Raw genomic sequence first — 19,498 nt, forward strand, 5'->3', positions numbered from 1 at the left:
CGGCCCCTCCCTGCATGTTCCATCCGTGCTGCAAAACTACCTAAAACCCCGTGGGCATGGGCGATGTGGCCGCAAGTTCACGGCCAGGAAGAATCTTGGTCGGGGTCGCCCCCGTCGGAGAGCAGCCGGATGTCCGACTCGACCATCTGGGCGATCAGCTCCTCGAACGAGACCGAAGGCTCCCAGCCCAGCAGGGTGCGGGCCTTCTTCGGGTCGGCGCACAGCAGGTCGACCTCGGCGGGCCGGTGCAGGGCCTGGTCGCACACCACGTGGCGCTCCCAGTCGAGCCCGGCGGCGGCGAAGGCCGCCTCGACCAGCTCGCGCACCGAGTGCGTACGGCCGGTGCCGATCACGTAGTCCTCCGGAGCGTCGGCGGCCAGCATCAACCGCATGGCGCGCACGTAGTCGCCCGCGTAGCCCCAGTCGCGGCGCGCTTCCAGGTTGCCGAGCCGCAGTTCGGCGGCCAGGCCGAGCTTGATCCGTGCGACGCCCAGGGAGACCTTGCGGGTGACGAACTCCGCGCCCCGGCGCGGCGACTCGTGGTTGAACAGGATGCCGGAGACGGCGAACATGCCGTACGACTCGCGGTAGTTCTGGGTGAGGAAGTGCCCGTACGCCTTGGCCACGCCGTACGGTGAGCGCGGGTGGAACGGCGTGCGCTCGGTCTGCGGGGTCTCGCGGACCTGCCCGAACATCTCCGAGGAGGAAGCCTGATAAAAGCGGATCTGTCCGGCGCTGTCGGCCGTCCGCGACGCCGATACCCCCGAGCACACCCGGATCGCCTCCAGCATCCGCAGCACGCCCATCCCGGTGACCTCGGCGGTCAGCTCGGCCTGCTCCCACGACATCGGCACGAAGGAGATCGCGCCCAGGTTGTAGACCTCGTCCGGCCGCACCCGCTCCACCGCCGAGATCAGCGATCCCTGGTCGAGCAGGTCGCCGCGCACCAGCCGCACGTCACCGAGCAGGCGGCGCAGCCGTGACACGCGGGGGTTGGCCTGCCCCCGGATCAGCCCCCAGACCTCGTAGCCCGCGTCGAGCAGGTGTTCGGCGAGGTAGGAGCCGTCCTGCCCGGTGATGCCGGTGATGAGCGCGCGCCTGGCCAACGGGTCCTCCATCGCTACACGTCCTGTCGAGACGCGAATGTACCCTCACGCCGGTCGTCCGGGACTGGCCGGTCCTCTCCCGCCGCCGCCCCCTAGAACGCGTTACACCGAGTGCCGCTCGGTTTAACCAACTTCGCAGTTCACGAGTAGTAGATGGTGATCTGAGGCACAATTCCACATCAGGGGCACCTGACATACCGGATGGTAAGGTTCGCCACTAAGGTCATCTTCACGGTACATGCGTACCCGCCCCTGCCGGGGGCCGCTACAGGGCGTGGAAGGAGGTCCCGTGGCAGGTGCGGATGCGCTGCGGGTCGCGTTGCTCTCCTATCGCAGCAAGCCGACCTGCGGTGGCCAAGGGGTGTACCTTCGCCACCTCAGCCGCGAGCTGGCCGCGCTCGGCCACCGCGTGGAGGTCTTCTCCGGCCAGCCGTACCCCGAACTGGACCCGGGCGTGATCCTCTCCAAGGTTCCCAGCCTGGACCTCTACCGGGACGAGGACCCGTTCCGCACGCCGAAGCCGCACGAGTACCGCGACTGGGTCGACCTGCTGGAGGTCGGCACCATGTGGGCGGGCGGCTTCCCGGAACCGCTGACGTTCAGCCTGCGCGCGCTGCGCGCGCTCAGGGCCCGGGTCGGCGACTTCGACGTCGTGCAGGACAACCAGACCCTCGGCTACGGCATGCTCGGCATCCAGAAGCTGTTCCCGGTCGTCGGCACCATCCACCACCCGATCAGCGTGGACCGCCGGATCGAGCTGGCCGAGGCGGTCGGCAAGAAGAAGCTGAGCATGCGGCGCTGGTACGGGTTCGTCCGGATGCAGAGCCACGTCGCGCCGCGCCTCAACCCGATCCTCACGGTCAGCGAGTCCTCCCTCGCCGACATCCACCGCGACTTCGGCGTGCCGCAGGCCAACATGCGGCTGATCCCGCTCGGCGTGGACACCCGCTACTTCCACCCCCGGCCCCACCTGCCCAGACGGCCCGGCTCGATCGTCGCCGTGGCCAGTGCCGACTCCCCGATGAAGGGCGTGGCCACCCTGCTGCGCGCGGTCGCCAAGCTGGCCACCGAACGCGACGTCAACCTCACCGTGGTCAGCAAGCCCACCCCTGGCGGCCCCACCGAGAAGCTGGTCGCGGAGCTGAGCCTGCGCGACCGCGTCCGGTTCGTGCACGGCATCTCCGACGACGAGCTGGGCGAGCTGATCGCCACCTCCGAGATCTCGGTCGTGCCCTCGCTCTACGAGGGGTTCTCGCTGCCCGCCGTGGAGCACATGGCCTGCGGCACCCCGCTGGTGGCCAGCCGTACCGGGGCGCTGCCCGAGGTGGTCGGCGACGCCGCGGTGATGGTGACGCCCGGCGAGCCGGAGGAACTGGCCGCGGTCCTGCGCCGCCTGCACGACTCCCCCGCAGAACGCGAGCGGGTCGGCCAGGCCGGGTACGACCGGGTCATGGAGCGCTACACCTGGCGGGTGGTCGCGGCGCGCACCGTCGAGACCTACCGCGAGGCCATCAAGGTCCAGTCCAAGCGCCTGCGAAGGAGCCGCTAGTGCTGACCGTCGACTTCGCGCGCCTGCCGGTCGGCCGGGGCGACCGGGTACTCGACCTCGGCGCGGGCGGCGGACGCCACGCCTTCGAGGTGCTGCGCAGGGGCGCCGACGTGGTGGCCTTCGACCAGGACGCCGCCGAGCTGGAGAGCGTCGCGGCGATGTTCGTCGCGATGGACAAGGCGGGTGAGGTGCCCGAGGGCGCCAGCGGCGACACCCTGGTGGGCGACGCGCTGGACATGCCGTTCGAAGACGCCACGTTCGACGTGGTGATCGCGGCGGAGGTGCTGGAGCACATCCCCGACGACACCGCCGCGATGCGCGAGATCGTGCGGGTGCTCAAGCCGGGCGGGCGCCTCGCGGTGACCGTGCCGAGCTTCCTGCCCGAGCGCGTCTGCTGGGCCCTCTCCGAGGACTACCACACCGCCCCCGGCGGGCACGTGCGGATCTACACGCTGGCCGAGCTGTCGGCCAAGCTGAAGTCGGCGGGGCTGCGGATCGGCGAGCACCACCACGCGCACGGGCTGCACACGCCGTACTGGTGGCTGAAGTGCGCGGTGGGGGTGAACGACGACGACCACCCGCTGGCCAAGGCCTACCACGAGCTGCTGGTGTGGGACATCATGGAACGCCCGCTGGTGACCAGGCTCGCCGAGGCCGTGCTCGATCCGCTGATCGGCAAGAGCGTGGTGCTCTACGCGAGGAAGCCGGCGTGAACGTCCCGGGCGTGCTGAGCCACGACGACGTCGTACTGACCGCCCGCAGCATCGCCGCAGTGCAGGACGCCGACGGCGGCGTGCCCTGGCCCGACGGCCACGTGGACGCCTGGAACCACGTCGAGTGCCTGATGGCGATGACCTCGGCCGGGCTGACCGGCCAGGCCAGGCGCGGCTACGAATGGCTGGCCCGCCTGCAGCGGCCCGACGGCTCCTGGCCGATGCGGATCCACGACGGCGCGGCCGTCGAGCACGGCGGCGAGTCCAACCACGCCGCCTACGTCGCCGTCGGCGTCTGGCACGGCCTGCTCGTCACCGGCGACGAGGCGTTCGCCCGCGAGATGTGGCCCGTGGTGCGCCGGGCGCTGGACTTCGTCGTGAACCTGCAGACCCCCCGGGGCGAGATCGCCTGGGAGCGCGCCGCGGACGGCACCGCCGCCGGATACGCGCTGCTCACCGGCTGCTCTTCGATCCACCAGGGCCTGCGCTGCGGCGTACGGCTGGCCGAGCGCCTCGGCGACCCCCAGCCCGAGTGGGAACTGGCGGCCGACCGCCTGGCGCACGTCGTCGCCGCCCACCCCGAGGCGTTCGCCGACAAGAGCCGCTTCTCGATGGACTGGTACTACCCGGTGCTCGGCGGCGCGGTCCGCGGACCCGCCGCGCTCGCCCTGCTGGCCCGGCGCTGGGACGACTTCGTCGTGCCCGGCATGGGCGTGCGCTGCGTGGCCGACGAGCCGTGGGTCACCGGCGCCGAGTCGTGCGAGCTGGTCCTGGCCCTTTCCGCCTGCGGCGACCGCGAGCGGGCGCTGCGCATCTTCGGCGAGATGCAGCGGCTGCGCCACGACGACGGGTCGTACTGGACCGGCTGGCAGTACGCCAACGAGGCGTGGTTCCCGCACGAGCAGTCGTCCTACACGGCCGCCGCCGTCATCTTGGCGGCCGACGCGCTGTCCGGGGCGACCCCGGCTGCCGGGCTGTTCCGCGAGACCGCCTCGCCGGTCCCCGCCCCGGCCGGTCCCTGCGACTGCGACCGGGCCATCACGTCCACCTGAGCCGGGGCGGCATGGTTTCCGCGACGTTTCTTTGCCGGGACGGGGAGTGCCGCGCTTGAGGGACATCCTGGAGGATCAGTACTTTCGGGAGGTAAGAGGCGTCGGTAGGCGGTAAGGGCGGGCCGTCCGGACGTGTGGCAACGGGGAACGGGGGCGGCCATGAGCGTCGCGATCGTCGGTATGGCCGGAGTGTTTCCGGACGCTCCCGACCCCGAGACGCTGTGGCAGAACGTGCTCTGGAGACGCCGCGCGTTCGTGGCCAAGGGTCCGGCCGACACCGCCGACCGGGTGGCCCCGGTGGAGGGCCTGGAGATCCCCGAAGGCGCCGATCCCGCCTCGCACCTGGCGGTGAGCGTCGCCGGGCAGGCCATCGCCGACGCCAGCGGCCTGGACACCGGCCGGGTGGACCGCGGCCGGGTGAAGGTCGTCATGGGCGTCACCGGCGATCCGCTCGCCGGGCTGCTCGGCGGCCCCGCCGACCGGGTGGCCGGGGCGGTCTGCGAGCGGTTCGCGTTCCACGGCGGCGGCCACGACCTGCCCGCCGGAAGCGCCGCCTCGCTGCTCGCCGTGATCACCGCCTGCCGGGCGCTCCGCGACGACGCGGCCGATCTGGCCCTGGCCGGTGGCGTGGACCTCGACCTGGAACGCCCGGACGACCACTGGCCCGGCCAGGGCTGCGGGATGGTCGCGCTGATGCGGGCCGACGAGGCCGCCGCGCGGGGCATCCGCGTGCACGCCGAGATCGCCGGATGGGGAGTGGCCTCCTCTGGCGGCGAGGGCATCATGGAACGTTCCATCCCCGAAGGGCAGCTCCTGGCGCTGCGCCGCGCCTACGCGCACGCGGACGTGCGGCCGGGCGACGTCGCGCTGTTCGAGGGGCACGGCGCGTCGCCTGGCGACGCGGCCGACCTCACCGCGCTGGTCGAGCTGCTGGCCGACGGCAGGCCGTACCCGGCGGGCCGTCCGGCCATCGGGACGGTCAAGGCGAACGCCGGGCACACCGGGGCCGCCTCCGGCGTGGCCGGGCTGATCAAGGCCGCGCTGAGCGTGTCGAACGGCGTGCTGCCCCCGGCGTCCTGCACCGGCCGCCACCACGACCTGCTGACCGGCCACGACGCGCCGGTACGGCTGCTCGCCGCGCCCGAGTCGTGGCCCGCGGGCCCCCGGCACGCGGGCGTGAGCGCGATGGCCGGGGAGGGCGTCCACGCCCATGTGGTCATCCGCGACCGGCCCTCGGACCGGCCGCTGCGCAACGGCCGCGCGCACCCGGTGCGCACCCACGAGACGCCCCGCGCCAAGACGTGGCGGATGCCGTCGGCTGCCGAGCCGCTGGTGTTCGCCGTCTCCGGGGCCGACATGCGGGCGGTGCGCCCGATCCTGTCCCGGATCGCCGCCCAGGCCGGGCACTGGTCGGAGGCCGAGCTGCACGACCTGGCCTGCGGGCTGGCCGCCCTGCCGCCGGACGGCCCGCTGCGGGTGGCGATCACCGCGGGCACCTCGGGAGAACTGGCCGAGCGCGCCCAGCGCGCCGCCGAGCGCACCGACCTCGCGGTGGGCCGCCTGCACGAACAGCCGGGCGTCTACCTGGGCATGTCCGTGCGGGGACGCGTCACCCTGCTGTTCCCCGGCCAGGGCGCGCCGGTGCGGCGTCCCGAGGAACTGGGGACGGCCCCCGCCGACACCTCGTGCGGCGCACGGGTGGCCGACACCGCCGTGGCCCAGCCCGCCATCATGGACGCCTCGCTGGTCGCGCTGGGCGAGCTGGACCGGCTCGGCCTGAACGCGGGCGCGGCGATCGGGCACAGCATCGGCGAGCTGACCGCGATGGTCTGGGCGGGCTGCGTGTCCGTGCGCGAGGCCCGCAGGCTGATCCGGCGGCGCGGCCAGATCATGAGCGAACTGGGCTCCCCCGGCACCGGCATGGTGAGCGTGACCGCCGACCGGGAACAGGCCGAACTGCTCGCGGCGGGGACCGGCATGGTGATCGCCGCGCAGAACGGCCCCGCCGTGCACGTGCTGTCCGGCCGCGAGAACGAGGTGGCCGCGATCGCCAAACGGGCCGCCGACGTGGGACTGGAGGCCATCGTGCTGCCGGTGAGCCGGGCGTTCCACTCCCCGCACGTGGCCGCCTGCGTCGAGCCGTTCGAGGAGTGCCTGCGCGACATCGAGTTCACCTCCCCCGAGCGCACGCTGATCTCCACCGTCACCGGCCACCCCGTCGGCCGCCTGGACGACCTGGCCATGCTGCTGCGCGCGCAGATCCTCGCCCCGGTGCGGTTCTGGGACGCCGTCGGCCGGGTCGCCGGGGTCACCGACCTGTTCTGCGAGGCCGGTCCGGGGCACGGCCTGGCCGCGCTGGTCGCGGCGACCGGGGTGCCCTCGGTCAGCGCCGACACCTACGGCCCCGACGGCGTCGCCGCCGCCAGGACCGCCGCCGCGCTGTGGGTCTGCGGCGGCCTGCCCGACCTCTCCGCGCTGTACGGCGACCGGCCGTCCCGCCCGATGGACATCTGGCGGGACCGGGTGTTCATCGGCGGCTGACCCGCTCCAGCACGCGCAGCGAGCCGACCTGGCGCACCTCGCGGAACTCGCCGGACTCCAAGGCCCTGCGGAAGATCCGGTAGGGGGCCTGGCCGCCGTCCTCCGGGCGCTCGAACACGTCGTGGATGGCCAGCGCGCCGCCCGGCATCACGTGCGGCGACCAGCCCTCGTAGTCGGCGGTGGCCGGGGCGTCGGCGTGCCCACCGTCGATGAACAGCATGGCCAGCGGGGTGTTCCACAGCGCCGACACCCGCTCCGAGCGGCCGACCACGGCGATGACCTCGTCCTCAAGACCGGCCGACGCGATGGCCGTGCGGAAGAACGGCAGCGAGTCCATCTTGCCGAAGCGCGGGTCCATCAGGGCGGGATCGTGGTGGGCCCAGCCGGGCTGGATCTCCTCCGAGCCCCGGTGGTGGTCCACGGTGATCACGACGGAACCGGCGTGCCTGGCCGCCGCCGCGAGATAGATGGCCGACTTGCCGCAGTAGCTGCCGATCTCGCAGATCGGGCCGAGCGGGCCGTAGGCGCAGGCCGTCTCGAACAGCGCCGTGCCCTCGCGCCCCGGCATGAACCCCTTGGCGCGCTCGGCGGCCCACCGCAGGTCGGGCGGCATCTCGGGAACCATCGTGGCGTCGGTCATCCGCGCAGGATATCCGGGGGCGGACGGCGCGCGGGCGGGGCGGTCTGCTGGGATCATCGTAGGTGGGCCCGCGGCACCCGCCCGGCGCGCCGCAATGGAGGTGATCATCATGCAGGTCGAGGTCGATCCCATGGTGTGCGAGGCCAACGGGGTGTGCACCGGCCTCGCCCCCGAGGTCTTCGAACTGGACGACGACGACGAACTGCGCGTACTGCTGCCCGAGCCGCCCGCGCACCTGGCCGACCGCGTCCGTCACGCGGTCAGGTCGTGCCCCAAGGCGGCCCTCTCCCTGAGCGAGTGACCCCCCGGTCGGCCGGATCGACCGGATCGACCCCCTAGGAGGAACCCCCTGATGCGAGCGGCCCTGCTGCACGCGGTCGGCGACGACGCCCTCGACATCCGCGACGACTTCACTCTCGCCCCGGTCGGCCCCGCCGACGTCCGGGTGCGGATCAAGGCCACCGGCGTGTGCCAGTCCGATCTGTCGGTGCTGACGGGCGTGCTGCCGCAGCCGTTGCCGGTGATCCCCGGGCACGAGGGGGCGGGCGAGGTGGTCGAGGTCGGCGACCAGGTGACCGCCGTCGCGCCCGGCGACCATGTGATCATCAACTGGACCCCCGCGTGCGGGGGGTGCGCGTCGTGCCTGCGCGCCCAGCCGTACCTGTGCACCGAGTTCATGTCGCGCGGCTTCACCACCGCGCGGTTCCGCTACGGGCCTGGGTCCGACCCGGCGTTCGGCATGGCGGGCTGCGGCACCTGGGCCGAGGAGATCGTGGTGCCGTGGCAGGGCGCGATCAAGGTCGATGCCGACGTGCCGTACGAGGTGGCCGCGCTGATCGGCTGCGGGATCACCACCGGCGTCGGGGCGGTGCTCAACACCGCCCGGGTGCGCCCCGGCGCGAGCGTCGCGGTGATCGGCTGCGGCGGGGTCGGGCTGTCCGTCGTGCAGGGCGCGCGGCTGTCCGGCGCGACCACGATCCTGGCGGTCGATCCGCTGGAGTCCAAGCGTGCACTGGCCGTCAAGCTCGGCGCCACCCACGCCTGCGCCCCCGACGACCTCGGCGCGGGCCTCGCCGAGGCGACCGGCGGGCAGGGCGTCGACCACTCCTTCGAGGTGGTCGGCAAGGCCGCCGCCATCAAGACCGCGTGGAAGGCCGCCCGCCGGGGCGGCGACGTCATCGTGGTCGGCGCGGGCGCGGCCGACGACCTGTTCTCGATGTCCGCCTTCAACCTGCTGTTCGAGGGCAAGAACCTGCTCAGCTCCCTGTACGGCGAAGCCGACGTGCGCCGCGACTTCCCCCTCTTCGCGGCCCTGTGGAAGGCCGGCAGGCTCGACCTGGAGAGCATGATCAGCGCCCGCATCACGCTGGCCGACCTCAACGACGCCGTCGCCGCCCTGCGCGCAGGTGAGGCCCTGCGCCAGATGGTCGTCATGGACTGAGATCGAAGAAGGCCTTCACCCGGCGGAGGTGGTACTCGATGTCGTCCTCGTCATGCTCGGCGCCCTGGCGCCGAGCATGGTCGAAGTACGCGGCCTCGCGGCGCAGCCGGTGCCTGATCAACTGGACGACCGTCTCCTCGTCCATGTCGCCCGCGGTGCCGCCCGCCTCGTGGTAGTCGGCGATGAAGCGGCGGCGCTGGGCCGGGCCCTCGCCGTTCTCGTCGGTCCACTCCAGCGCGGCGGACGCCACCTCCACCCGGTACGCGGCGGACTCCTCGCCGCCGTAGAGCCGCACCGGCTCATCGTCGAGTGGCCGTCCCCAGGCGTGCCGGATCGCACGCCGCATGGGATCGGTCAGCGGCGTTTCGGCGAAGGGCATCACGACCTCCGGTTCCGGCCGTCCCGGGCGCGGCCGGGTTCCAGACAACCACACCGCCCGTTGAGACTTCGCCCGCGCCGGCCCGGCGCTGATGTCGGCGAACCGTGCGCGCGTCAGGAAGGACGGGGTCGGAGGGATCAGGGGGAAGCCGGGGAGGGCGGCAGCGTGGGCAGCACGGCGGTCACCAGGGTGAGCCGGTAGGCGGTGAGGGCCGGGCGGATCGGCTGGAAGTAGGTGGTGCCGCCGGAGGAGCAGTTGCCGGAGCCGCCGGAGGCCACACCCTGAGCCTGGTCACCGGACACGAAGGGCGCGCCGGAGCCACCCGGCTCACTGCACACGTTGGTACGGGTCAGGCCGAACACCGTGCCCCCGGGGTAGGTGACGGTGGCGTTGCGCTGCTGGATGGTGCCGCACCGCCAGCCGGTCACCGGGCTGACGCTGCAGACGGACGAGCCGACGGCCGCCTCGTTCGCGCCGCGGATGGGACGCAGCCCGAGGCCGCCGCTGTTGACGTAACCGGTCGCGTTCCAGCCGGGGTAGAGCGAGGCCCACAGGTAGTCGCGGCTGGGGAACGACGATCCCTCGACGACCCCGATGGCCGTCCCGCCCAGCGGAGGATAGACCAGGTCGCCGGGACGGCCGCAGTGCCCGGCGGAGACGAAGCCCTGCTTGGCGCCCTTCCGTACGGAGAAGCCGACCACGCAGCGGCTGTTGGCGCCGATCCGGATGGGGTCGCCGCCGCGGATGTCGCCGTGCGGGCTGGGCCGCTCGGCGGCGCGCTCCACCCGTACGGCGGCGCGGTCCACCCCGCTCGCCCGCACGAACGCCTCGCCGTCCGCTACGTCGCCCGACTGGATCACCACCTGGTTGGACACCACGTCCACGAACCAGCTCCACACCGAGCCGCGCACCGCCGTGCGGTCCAGGCCCGCCTTGACGGCGTCGAGCGCGGCCAGCGACCGGCCGACCACCTGCGCCCGCGCGCCGCGCGCGGTGACGGCGGCGACGTCGTCGGCGCGCGTCGTAGCCACCACGAGCGCGCCCGTACCGGTCACCCAGGACCCGCCGAACCGCTCCCCCAGTCCGGCGCGTAAACCGGGCTCGATCGCCTGCGCGCGTTCCTCGGCGGCCAGTCGCGCCGACGCCCCGGCCGGACTGAGCCCGAGATCGCGGGCCATGGCCGCGACCATCCCCGACTCCGGCCCACTGGACGGCCTGGCCTGCGCGGGCGTGGCGGTGAGGGTGAGAGCGACGGCCGTGAGCGCCAGGCTCGCGACGGTCAGGGGGGTTCGGTGCATGACGTTCTCCTCCTGTGGCCGTGCCGTAACGGTACGGCGATGGCACGGACCAAAGGGTCTACCAATCTCGTCATCCCCCCGGCGCTATGAGACGGACTCGGATTTCCACTGACATTGACACCTGCTTTGTCATCGTCATGGCCGACCCGCTGGGCGAGGCCGGCACCAGCGTGAATCCGGGGCCGTCCGCCGGCCGCTATGCGCGCGTGACGCGGGACAGCACGGCCGCCGCGAACGGCAGCGACATGTGCGTGGCGCCGTAGCCGAGGCCGAATATGACCGAGGCGGGATCCTTGGCCGCGTCGGGCTCGCGCTCCTGCCCGCGCACGCGCAGCCGCAGTGAGCCGCTGCCGGCCGTCGGGGCGAACCACTCGACGCCCTCGATGTCCGTGATCCGGTATCGCTGGTCGCCGGTGTTGAACTTGCGGGTGGTGGCCCCGCTCCAGAACCACTTGAAGGTGACGTTCTCGCCGTCGAAGGACGCGGCGCCGTCCCACGCCTTGAACCCGCGCGGCACGTCGGGGCCCGGGATCAGGAACGAATCGGCGGGCCCCGTCTCGGACAGGCCGGTGGTCATCTCTTCGGCGTAGTACTCCGCGAGCGTCCGCCGTTCGGCGGGGAGTACCAGCGAGTACGGCAGGTGCTGCGGCTTGAGCTGGCCCGCCGCGACCGTCGTGATCGGGCACGCGCCCGGCCGGGGCGTGAGCCTGAGGAGCACGGTGCCGCGCCCGCCAGGCACCACGGAGATCTCAGCGACGGCCCGGTACGGCACCTCCCGCTCCCCGAGCGCCCGCAGGACCTTGGGCGCCGAGGCGGCGGGCCGGATCCGCAGCCGATCCGGCTCGAAGATCCACTCCGACTTCCGCCCGCTCAGCACATCCGACATGATTCAAAGATACGGAAGGAGCGGCGGGGACGGGCGCGGTCGGCCGATCGCGCCCGGCGAAGATCGCCTGGTGGAGGCAGGTGCAGCGGGCGTGAGAAGCATCGCGGCGCGTGCGGCAGAATCGTGTTCGTGAGGGAAGACCCGGAAAGATTCACCGACTCGCACGAGCCCGCGTCCGCATCCGCGGCGGCGCCGGATTCGGATGCGAGTTCGGATCTGGCCAGGGCGCGCGAGGGTGACGACGCGGCGTTCACCCGGCTGGTCGCCCCCTTGCGCGCCGAACTGCACGCGCACTGTTACCGCATGCTCGGCTCGCCCCACGACGCCGACGACGCCCTCCAGGACGCCCTGCTGCGCGCCTGGCGCGCACTCGGCCGTTTCGAGGGACGCGGCTCGCTACGGTCCTGGCTCTACACCGTGGCCACCCGCACTTGCCTGGACACCGTGGCCGCGCGCGGCAGGCGCGCGCTGCCGATGGACCTCGGCCCGTCCAGCGACCACGCCGTGGTGGGCGACGTCCCGCTGACCGACATCGCCTGGCTGGCCCCCTACCCCGGCACCGGCCTGGGCGACGGCCCCGCCTCCCCCGACGCCCGCTACGAGCAGCGCGAGGCCGTCGAACTGGCCTTCGTCGCCACGCTCCAGCACCTGCCAGGCAACCAGCGGGCGGCGCTGCTGCTCTTCGAGGTCCTCGGCTTCTCCGCCGCCGAGATCGCCACCATGATGGACACCTCGACGGCCTCGGTGAACAGCGCACTGCAGCGCGCCCGCGCGATCGTGGGCACGAAGATCACCTCTCCCAGCCAGCAGCGCACCCTCCGCAAGATCGGCGACACGCGCCTGGCGGAGATCGTCGGCGACTACTCCGCCGCGCTGGAGCGCCGCGACGCCGACGCCCTGCTCGCGCTGCTGACCGAAGACGTCACCTGGTCGATGCCCCCGCTCGGGCACTGGTACCGGGGACGCGAGGCCGTCACCGACTTCGTGGTGCGGGTCCCGATGACCCACTGCGGCGCCTGGCGCCACCTGCCGCTCACCGCCAACGGCCAGCCCGCCGTGGCCGCCTACATGTGGGACGACACGGCCGGCGCCCACCTTCCCTGGTCGATCAACGTCCTGACACTCCGCGACGACCTGATCGCCGAAGTCACGTCCTTCGTCGGCCTCGCACACTTCGACCTGTTCGGCCTGCCCAAGTCGCTCGAAGCCGTTCCACCCGCGTGATCTGCCGCGTACCCGGCGGGGTCACGCGGGAGGACCGCCGAAACCGATCTCGTTGCCCTCGGGGTCACGGTAGATGATCTTGCGCACACCGTTGTCATAGGTCTCGCGCAATGTGGGCTCGATTCCGCGCGAGCTGATCCCCGCCACCCGGGCGTCGAGGTCGTCCACGAAGGCGGTGACGATCGCGTTGCCCGCCCGCTCGGGCAGCTCCACGACGTACACCGACCGGTCCTCGGCGAACTCCCACAACGCCTCGTGGTCGTTCACGACATGGGTGGGCGGGGATCCCAGCAGTTGTTCGTACCACTTCAGGGCCGCCGGATAGTCGGCCACTGGAATACCGGCGAACAGGCTCAGAGACATGACACGATCCTACGGATTCGTTCTGGTGATCGAGTATCACATCGCATATCTCATCGCACACCTCATCGCACATCGGCTTTCGGCACGATCACCCGGGCCCACACCGTGATCTTGTCCACGAGCCGCAGAATGAACTCCCGGCCCTGCCGGCTGAAGCCCTTCGCCTTGAGAAGAGCGCGCCCGGCTCTGCCTTCGCCACGGCCGAGCCGATGACGCGTTACGGCGGATCCCCGCCGCTCAGCCGGTCAGCGGGCAGGCCCATCCGCCGACGTCCGGCTCTACGACACCAGTGAGTCGCGCGACTCCCCTTGGGGCTCCTCCCCGAAGGTGATCACGATGTACCTGCCGTTGGAGTAGCTGACCACCGGCTGCCGGAGCATGGCCCCCACCCTGCGCGCGACGTTCTGGAACAGCTCCACCATCTCCGGAGTATCGGCGGACACCCTGAACCGCCCACTGGTGAGCAGGTGCTCGGCGACGAGAGGAGTGAAACTCGCCTCGCTTCTGGCCTTCTCCTCCACACTGAGAGGGGTTTTCCGAACCGCAGGCTCCGCGCCGCGCGGGTGGGTCATCACTGCTCTCCTCGTGATCGTCTTGTGATCGCCGGACTTCCTAGCCTGCCACCCGGACACCCTCCCCCGGGCCATTCCGGCAGGGTCTCCACCCCGCCCGGAACGGATCCTCCACATCGCCGCAGCTCAACCGCCCACTCTAAGTAATCAATTCAATCCAAATCCGACCACACCACCGCCCAGTGGCGGCCCCACCAACGCCCGCCCGCCGCCCGAGATGTGCACCAAATGGACCTCGCTCCGCTCGGACTGTCCTTCCTGGTGTCGGGCTTCGCCCGACGCTCGCACCACCGGCTCGATCACCTGGACCTGGCGATTCGGGCCCGGGATGAAATTCCTGTCGCGCCGGAGATACCCGGCTGGAACCCTCCTGGCTGGCAGGATCGGCTCGTGGCGATTCAGGTGTCCGTGTGCGGGCCGCGAGACTGCACTCCCGAAGACGAGTCCAACGCTCGCGAGGTCGGGCGGCTGCTGGCGGAGCGAGAGGCGGTGGTGATCTGCGGCGGTTACACCGGGGTCATGGCCGCTGTCGCGGCCGGGGCCCGTGGTGCCGGGGGAACGGTGGTGGGCATCCTGTCCCGTGCCGACCGAGAGGATGCCAATCCCGACCTGTCCATCGTCATCCCCACCGGAGTCGGCGAAGCCCGCAACAGCATCATCGTCAACTCGGGGGACGCGGTGATCGTCGTTGGCGGGTCCTGGGGAACCCTCTCGGAGCTGGCCCTGGCGATGCGTCGCGGCAACGTACCCGTCGTGCAGCTCGGGGGGTGGCGGCTCCTCGATCGGTCGGGACGGCCAGTCGAAGGCGTCCGGCACGCCCCCTCTCCCGAGGAGGCACTAACGGCGACAGGGCTCTGGACCCCGGCCAGGTGACGAGGCCACCTCGTAAGGCCGGCGTGCGGTGACCCAGCCGGATGACCAGTAGAGCCACCACCTTCGGCACGGCCACCGTGCCCGTGACCTCGACGGCCTTGCCCGCCACACCCCGGGAGACGTACGCGACCAGCAGGTTGCGGGGCGGCGATCTGCGCGACGGCGTCGGCCCGGCCGTCCTTGATGACGGTCACCCGGTCGCCGATCTCGCGGATCTCCTCCAGCCGGTGGGAGATGTAGACGACGGCGACGCCCTGGGCGGTCAGCTCGCGGATGATCCGGAACAGGTTGGCTGTTGCCGCAGCGGCAGCCCGCGTCCTCGTGGCCGCTGACCCTGATGTGGCCGATGTCGCCGGCCGAGCCCTGGGCTCCCCTGTGCAGCCGTCCCCCGGCCACGATGCCGCAGCCGATGCCGGTACCGACCTTGACGAAGAGCAGGTAGCCGGTGGCCGCGTAGGCGTCGCGCTGCTCGCCCAGGGCCATCACGTTGACGTCGTTGTCGACGAGCACGGTGACGTCGTAGCGTCCGGCGAAGAACTCGGGGACGGGGTACTCGTTCCAGCCGGGCATGATCGGCGGGTTGGTGGGGCGGCCGGTGGCGAACTCCACGGGGCCGGGCACGCCGATGCCGATCGCCTGCGCGTCCACCCGCCGGGAGATCGTCGAGCGGGCCAGTCCCGTGACCTTCGCGAGGTCGGCGCGGGTCGTGGCGGTACCGGCGCCGATCAGCTTGAGCACGTCACCCAGGGACCGAACGTCATGCCGTGAATGCAGGAGCCGACTTATCGCAAATTCAATACCTAAATCCTCCGAGACAGAATCGCAACCTACCGCCACTTACGCCGATCACCGAACAAAGGTGGGCACACGGGCACCCGGAAGGCCCTCCGGGAGGCGGGTCAGTCCAGCATCGCCTGCAGCGACGCGCCCGACTGCTCGCCGAGCGCGGTCGGGGTCAGGTAGGGCTGCTCTGCGGTGATGGCCTGCCAGTTGTCCCTGATGTCCTCGACGGTGTGGTCCTCCTTGCGCCACCCCGGCCCCTCGGCGACGAAGACCCTTGCCACCCGGCCGCCGCCGACGCTGAACACCTCACCGGTGACCGGGCACTCCTCGTGGCAGAGGAACGCGACCAGGGCGCTGACCCGTCCGGGCGTCAGCCGCGCCTCCAATTCGGCGGGCAGCAGCGCGTCGGTCATGCGGGTCCAGGCCAGCGGGGCGATCGCGTTGGCCTTGATCCCGGCCCGCGTGCCCTCGATGGCGAGGGTCTTGGTCAGGCCGACCAGGCCCATCTTGGCGGTCGCGTAGTTGGCCTGCCCGAAGTTGCCGAACAGCCCGGACGGCGAGCTGGTGTTGACGATCCGCCCGTAGCCGCGCTCCTTCATGTGCCCGAAGACGGCCCGCGTCACCAGGAAGGCCCCCCGCACGTGGACGGCAAGCACCGCGTCGAACTCCTCCACCGACATCTTCCCGAACGACCGGTCGCGCAGGATCCCGGCGTTGTTGACCAGGATGTCGGCCGCGCCGAAGGCGTCGAGGGCCGTGGTGACGATCGCCCGCGCGCCCTCGGGGGTGGTCACGTCGTCGGTGCTGGCGACCGCGCGCCCGCCGTTGTCGGCGATCAGCTTGACCACCTCCTCGGCCGGCGCGGGGGACGCGCCCGCGCCCTCCAGCGTGCCGCCGAGGTCGTTGACCACCACGCTGGCCCCCCTGGCGGCGAGCAGCAACGCGTGTGAACGGCCGAGACCATGCCCCGCACCAGTAACAATCGCGACTTTTCCCTCGAAACGCAGCTCCGGCATCGGCCCGCCCTTCGTTCTCGTGAATCCACACGATAACTCGCCGCACGCTCGCGCCTAAGCACATGAATGCACAGTTCAGGAAGGGGCAGACGCCTAGAACGTCGCGGATAGTGATTGGTCGGTTAAATTTCTGCTAGAGTTTCCACTCCTGCACGGGCGTGGGCCGATGTCGTCTTCCTGACCCGCCGCCCGCCATCTGAAACCGGGCTGGAGGCTTTGCATGCCCGTACAGCCGCCCCTCCGAGTGGTCCAGTGGGCCACGGGCGCAGTTGGACGGTTCTCATTACGCGACCTGATCAAACGCCCCGACCTCGAACTCGCGGGCGTTTTGGTATATGACCCGGAAAAAGTGGGCAGAGACGCCGCCGAACTGGTCGGCCTGCCGCCCGCCGGGGTGAAGTGCACCGACGACGTCGACGAGATCCTCTCGCTCGACGCCGACTGCGTGCTGCACATGCCGTTGCCGTCCTCGTTCTTCGGCGGCGACCAGGCCGACGACGTCGGCTCGCTGTCCGCGCTGCTGGCCTCGGGCAAGAACGTGATCACCACCACCGGGTTCGTCTACCCCAAGGCGTACGGCTCGGGCGTGCTCGACCGCCTGGAGACCGCCTGCCGGACGGGCGGCTCCACGCTGCACGGCACCGGCATCAACCCGGGCTTCATGAGCGACCTGCTGCCGCTCACCATGACCGGGCTGTCCAGCCGGGTCGATCACATCTACGTGCGCGAGACCTCCGACTTCGCCGGGCACCCGTCCCGGCAGGTCGTGGTCGACCTGATCGGCTTCACCCGGCCCGCCGTCGAGTACGCCGCCGCGGTCCGGCCGTTCCGGGCCTTCCAGCGGTCCCTCTTCGCCGAGAGCGTGCAGCTCGTCGCCGACGCCCTGGGCGTGGTCCTGGACGAGGTCGAGGAGAGCGACGAGTTCGAACTCGCCACCGAGGAGTTCGAGATCGCCGCCGGGGTCGTCGCGCGGGGCACGGTGTGCGCCTCGCGCTGGGTGTTCTCCGGGCTGGTGCGCGGCCTGCCGTTCATGACCGTGGAGTGCGTCTACAAGGCCGACGCCGCGCAGGCCCCGCGCTGGCCGGAGCCCGGGTTCACCATCCACATCGAGGGTGTGCCGCAGATGATGATCAGCATCGAGGAGGTCTCGCACGGCCTGGCGGGCGCGGCGGCCCACGCGGTCAACTCGGTGCCCGCGGTGTGCGCGGCCGGTCCGGGCATCCGCACGATCCTCGACCTCCCGCTGGCCACCGGCCGTGGCGCGGTGCGGCTGGCCTAGTGGCCGCTATGTGGCCGCTAGGTGGCCGCTAGTGGCCACCACCCCGCGCGTCACCGTCGCCACCTGCGGGACGACGCGGTCGGCCCAGGCGCCGACCACCTGCTCCAGGTCGGGGAGCTGCGACTCCAGCACGGCCAGCCCGGGGGTCGGCACGAAGGCTCCCAGCTCCACCAGCACCGGGCGCAGGTGCACCTCGACCGCCAGCGCGTGCCGGGGATCCCCCATCACCAGCAGCGGCAGCGCCGCCGTGCCGCGCAGCGCGCCGCCCGGCAGCCGGTCGAGGAACGCCTTGAGCAGGCCGGTGTACGTGGCCTTGTACGTCGGGCTCGCCACCACCAGCACGTCCGTGGCGGCGGCCAGTTCCAGGGCGATCTCCAGCCCGGCCGACGGCTCGGGCGAGAGCAGCACGGGGCCGAGCGCGGAGAGGTCGATCACCTCGGGCGCGGCCGCGTGGCCCAGGCCGGCGGCCACGGCCTCAGCGGCCGTCAGCGCGACCCCGTGGGTGCGCGATCCGGCTCGGGGATTGCCCACCAGAGCGGTGATCGTCATGAGAACACCTCCGCGTCGAGTTCGACTTCGTCGTCGGGAAGGTCGTACCAGTGGCGATCGCCCTCGTACTCGGTCTGGGACGGCGTGCCGGTCCGGTTCATAACGGAAAACCTACGCACGCCGGACAGCTAAGTCAACATTTCCTACTGGATTTACATGGATGCCGGGTACCAGAGGTCGGGCTCGCCCTCCACACGCCGCGCCAGCCCCTTCGCCGCCAGCCAGACCAGGTGGGCCAGCGTCTCGTTGTTCGCCGCCCTGCGCATGAAGGCGGGGATGGTCTCCCAGGGCCGCGACCAGGTCAGCATGCCCGCCGCCGCCCAGCAGCTCAGGCCGTCCGCCCCGGCCAGCACCGTCTCGATCTCGCGCAGCCGCTCCTCGTGGTGGGCGATCACGTCGTCCACCCGGTCCGCGAGCCCCAGGAATCGGTACTCGTGCGCGGGCAGCACCTCGTCCACGTCCCAGGCGCGGGCGCGGCCCAGCGAGTCCAGGTAGTCGGCGAGCGGGTTCGGGCCCGACTGCGGGTGCACGGCCACGATCGGGGTGATCTTGGCGAGCACGTGGTCGCCGGAGAACAACACCCGCCGGCCCTCGTCCACGAAGCAGAGATGGCCCGGCGAGTGGCCGGGCGTCCAGTGGGCGCGCAGGCCCCAGCCGGGGAGCCCGAGCGGCTCGCCGTCCTCGATCAGCCGATCCGGCTGCGCCATCGAGACGAACGACCGGATCCTCGTGGAGGCCCCGGCGAGTTCGTCGGCGTCCATGGGCGGCACGCCGCAGCGGACCAGCAGCGCGCGCTCCCGCTCGACCAGCGCGCCGATCTCGCCGTCGTCGTAGCGCTCGCGCAGCAGCCGCGCGTCGGCCGGGTGCAGCCCGATCCAGGCGCCGGACTCCTCACGCACCCGCCCGGCCAGCCCGTAGTGGTCGGGGTGGATGTGAGTGACCAGGACGGCCCGCACGTCGCCGATGCCGTACCCGGCCTTGGCCAGGCCGTCGGTTAGGCCCGCGTACGCCTCGTCGGTGTTCCACCCGGCGTCCACGATGGCCACGCCGTCCGGAAGTTCGAGCGCGTAGACGAGGACGTAGCGGAGCGGGTTGATCGGGATCGGCACCGGGATCGACCACAGGCCCGGCCGTACCTGCTCGACATCGGGCAGGACGCCCGCGCGCCACGCCTCCCGTTGCGCCTCGTTCGCCGGTGTCACAATCCGCATCCCGAACTCCTTCGCCGCGTGGA

The 19,498-nt window shown here is 71.8% G+C and carries 20 protein-coding genes; 9 read left to right on the top strand and 11 right to left on the bottom strand.

From position 1 onward, the window contains the following. Positions 1-77 precede the first annotated feature (77 nt). Complete coding sequence (locus P3X83_RS27845; protein ID WP_277308302.1) at positions 78-1,106, bottom strand: GDP-mannose 4,6-dehydratase; 1,029 nt, start codon at positions 1,104-1,106, stop codon at positions 78-80. Between the two features lie 289 nt (positions 1,107-1,395). On the opposite strand from P3X83_RS27845, the gene P3X83_RS27850 reads away from it, so the two are divergent. From P3X83_RS27850 to P3X83_RS27865, 4 genes are all read left to right on the top strand, one after another. Continuing rightward, positions 1,396-2,655: a glycosyltransferase family 4 protein gene (locus P3X83_RS27850; protein WP_277308198.1), complete on the top strand. Its 1,260-nt coding sequence runs from the start codon at positions 1,396-1,398 to the stop codon at positions 2,653-2,655. Further along, positions 2,655-3,368: a class I SAM-dependent methyltransferase gene (locus P3X83_RS27855; RefSeq protein ID WP_277308199.1), complete on the top strand. Its 714-nt coding sequence runs from the start codon at positions 2,655-2,657 to the stop codon at positions 3,366-3,368. Before P3X83_RS27850 ends, P3X83_RS27855 begins: the two co-directional genes overlap by 1 nt. After that, positions 3,365-4,420, top strand: a complete 1,056-nt coding sequence (locus P3X83_RS27860; protein ID WP_277308200.1) for a prenyltransferase — start codon at positions 3,365-3,367, stop codon at positions 4,418-4,420. Before P3X83_RS27855 ends, P3X83_RS27860 begins: the two co-directional genes overlap by 4 nt. 159 nt (positions 4,421-4,579) lie before the next feature. Beyond that, the gene (locus tag P3X83_RS27865) at positions 4,580-6,961 is read left to right on the top strand and encodes an acyltransferase domain-containing protein (RefSeq protein ID WP_277308201.1); all 2,382 of its coding nucleotides are present in this window, start codon (positions 4,580-4,582) and stop codon (positions 6,959-6,961) included. Here P3X83_RS27865 and P3X83_RS27870 read toward each other — a convergent pair. Next, a complete protein-coding gene (locus tag P3X83_RS27870; protein WP_277308202.1) occupies positions 6,948-7,601 on the bottom strand; it encodes a class I SAM-dependent methyltransferase in 654 nt (217 codons plus the stop codon). The two genes, P3X83_RS27865 and P3X83_RS27870, sit on opposite strands and share 14 nt — an antisense overlap. Before the next feature lie 109 nt (positions 7,602-7,710). On the opposite strand from P3X83_RS27870, the gene P3X83_RS27875 reads away from it, so the two are divergent. Then, positions 7,711-7,902 carry a ferredoxin gene (locus tag P3X83_RS27875; protein ID WP_277308303.1) on the top strand — a complete coding sequence of 64 codons (192 nt, stop codon included), beginning with the start codon at positions 7,711-7,713 and terminating at the stop codon, positions 7,900-7,902. Between the two features lie 51 nt (positions 7,903-7,953). Next, on the top strand, positions 7,954-9,042 hold the full coding sequence (locus P3X83_RS27880; RefSeq protein ID WP_277308203.1) for a Zn-dependent alcohol dehydrogenase: 1,089 nt from the start codon (positions 7,954-7,956) through the stop codon (positions 9,040-9,042). Here P3X83_RS27880 and P3X83_RS27885 read toward each other — a convergent pair. From P3X83_RS27885 to P3X83_RS27895, 3 genes are all read right to left on the bottom strand, one after another. Beyond that, positions 9,032-9,421: a hypothetical protein gene (locus P3X83_RS27885; RefSeq protein WP_277308204.1), complete on the bottom strand. Its 390-nt coding sequence runs from the start codon at positions 9,419-9,421 to the stop codon at positions 9,032-9,034. The two genes, P3X83_RS27880 and P3X83_RS27885, sit on opposite strands and share 11 nt — an antisense overlap. 137 nt (positions 9,422-9,558) lie before the next feature. After that, a complete protein-coding gene (locus P3X83_RS27890; protein ID WP_277308205.1) occupies positions 9,559-10,719 on the bottom strand; it encodes a S1 family peptidase in 1,161 nt (386 codons plus the stop codon). Positions 10,720-10,915: 196 nt separating this feature from the next. Further along, positions 10,916-11,605 carry a DUF4429 domain-containing protein gene (locus P3X83_RS27895; RefSeq protein ID WP_277308206.1) on the bottom strand — a complete coding sequence of 230 codons (690 nt, stop codon included), beginning with the start codon at positions 11,603-11,605 and terminating at the stop codon, positions 10,916-10,918. 129 nt (positions 11,606-11,734) lie between these two features. Between P3X83_RS27895 and P3X83_RS27900 the strand changes: the two genes are divergently transcribed. Further along, positions 11,735-12,829: a sigma-70 family RNA polymerase sigma factor gene (locus P3X83_RS27900; protein ID WP_277308207.1), complete on the top strand. Its 1,095-nt coding sequence runs from the start codon at positions 11,735-11,737 to the stop codon at positions 12,827-12,829. Positions 12,830-12,850: 21 nt separating this feature from the next. Here P3X83_RS27900 and P3X83_RS27905 read toward each other — a convergent pair whose 3' ends face one another. Both P3X83_RS27905 and P3X83_RS27910 read right to left on the bottom strand, forming a co-directional pair. Beyond that, complete coding sequence (locus tag P3X83_RS27905; RefSeq protein ID WP_277308208.1) at positions 12,851-13,192, bottom strand: VOC family protein; 342 nt, start codon at positions 13,190-13,192, stop codon at positions 12,851-12,853. Between the two features lie 278 nt (positions 13,193-13,470). Beyond that, complete coding sequence (locus tag P3X83_RS27910) at positions 13,471-13,764, bottom strand: hypothetical protein (protein WP_277308209.1); 294 nt, start codon at positions 13,762-13,764, stop codon at positions 13,471-13,473. Positions 13,765-14,154: 390 nt separating this feature from the next. Between P3X83_RS27910 and P3X83_RS27915 the strand changes: the two genes are divergently transcribed. Further along, positions 14,155-14,637: a TIGR00725 family protein gene (locus P3X83_RS27915; RefSeq protein ID WP_277308210.1), complete on the top strand. Its 483-nt coding sequence runs from the start codon at positions 14,155-14,157 to the stop codon at positions 14,635-14,637. Here the strand turns inward: P3X83_RS27915 and P3X83_RS27920 are convergent. Together P3X83_RS27920 and P3X83_RS27925 are read right to left on the bottom strand one after the other, a co-directional pair. Beyond that, complete coding sequence (locus P3X83_RS27920; RefSeq protein WP_277308211.1) at positions 14,602-15,375, bottom strand: ROK family protein; 774 nt, start codon at positions 15,373-15,375, stop codon at positions 14,602-14,604. The two genes, P3X83_RS27915 and P3X83_RS27920, sit on opposite strands and share 36 nt — an antisense overlap. Positions 15,376-15,536: 161 nt before the next feature. Further along, positions 15,537-16,436: an SDR family oxidoreductase gene (locus P3X83_RS27925; RefSeq protein ID WP_277308212.1), complete on the bottom strand. Its 900-nt coding sequence runs from the start codon at positions 16,434-16,436 to the stop codon at positions 15,537-15,539. Positions 16,437-16,656: 220 nt separating this feature from the next. On the opposite strand from P3X83_RS27925, the gene P3X83_RS27930 reads away from it, so the two are divergent. Next, positions 16,657-17,715 carry a dihydrodipicolinate reductase gene (locus P3X83_RS27930; protein ID WP_277308213.1) on the top strand — a complete coding sequence of 353 codons (1,059 nt, stop codon included), beginning with the start codon at positions 16,657-16,659 and terminating at the stop codon, positions 17,713-17,715. 6 nt (positions 17,716-17,721) lie between these two features. Here the strand turns inward: P3X83_RS27930 and P3X83_RS27935 are convergent, their stop codons facing one another. After that, positions 17,722-18,264: an NAD(P)H-dependent oxidoreductase gene (locus P3X83_RS27935; RefSeq protein ID WP_277308214.1), complete on the bottom strand. Its 543-nt coding sequence runs from the start codon at positions 18,262-18,264 to the stop codon at positions 17,722-17,724. Positions 18,265-18,416: 152 nt separating this feature from the next. Continuing rightward, positions 18,417-19,475: an MBL fold metallo-hydrolase gene (locus tag P3X83_RS27940; protein ID WP_277308215.1), complete on the bottom strand. Its 1,059-nt coding sequence runs from the start codon at positions 19,473-19,475 to the stop codon at positions 18,417-18,419. Positions 19,476-19,498: the final 23 nt, after the last annotated feature.

The sequence above is a fragment of the Spongiactinospora sp. TRM90649 genome (assembly GCF_029382225.1).
GTDB lineage: Bacteria > Actinomycetota > Actinomycetes > Streptosporangiales > Streptosporangiaceae > Spongiactinospora.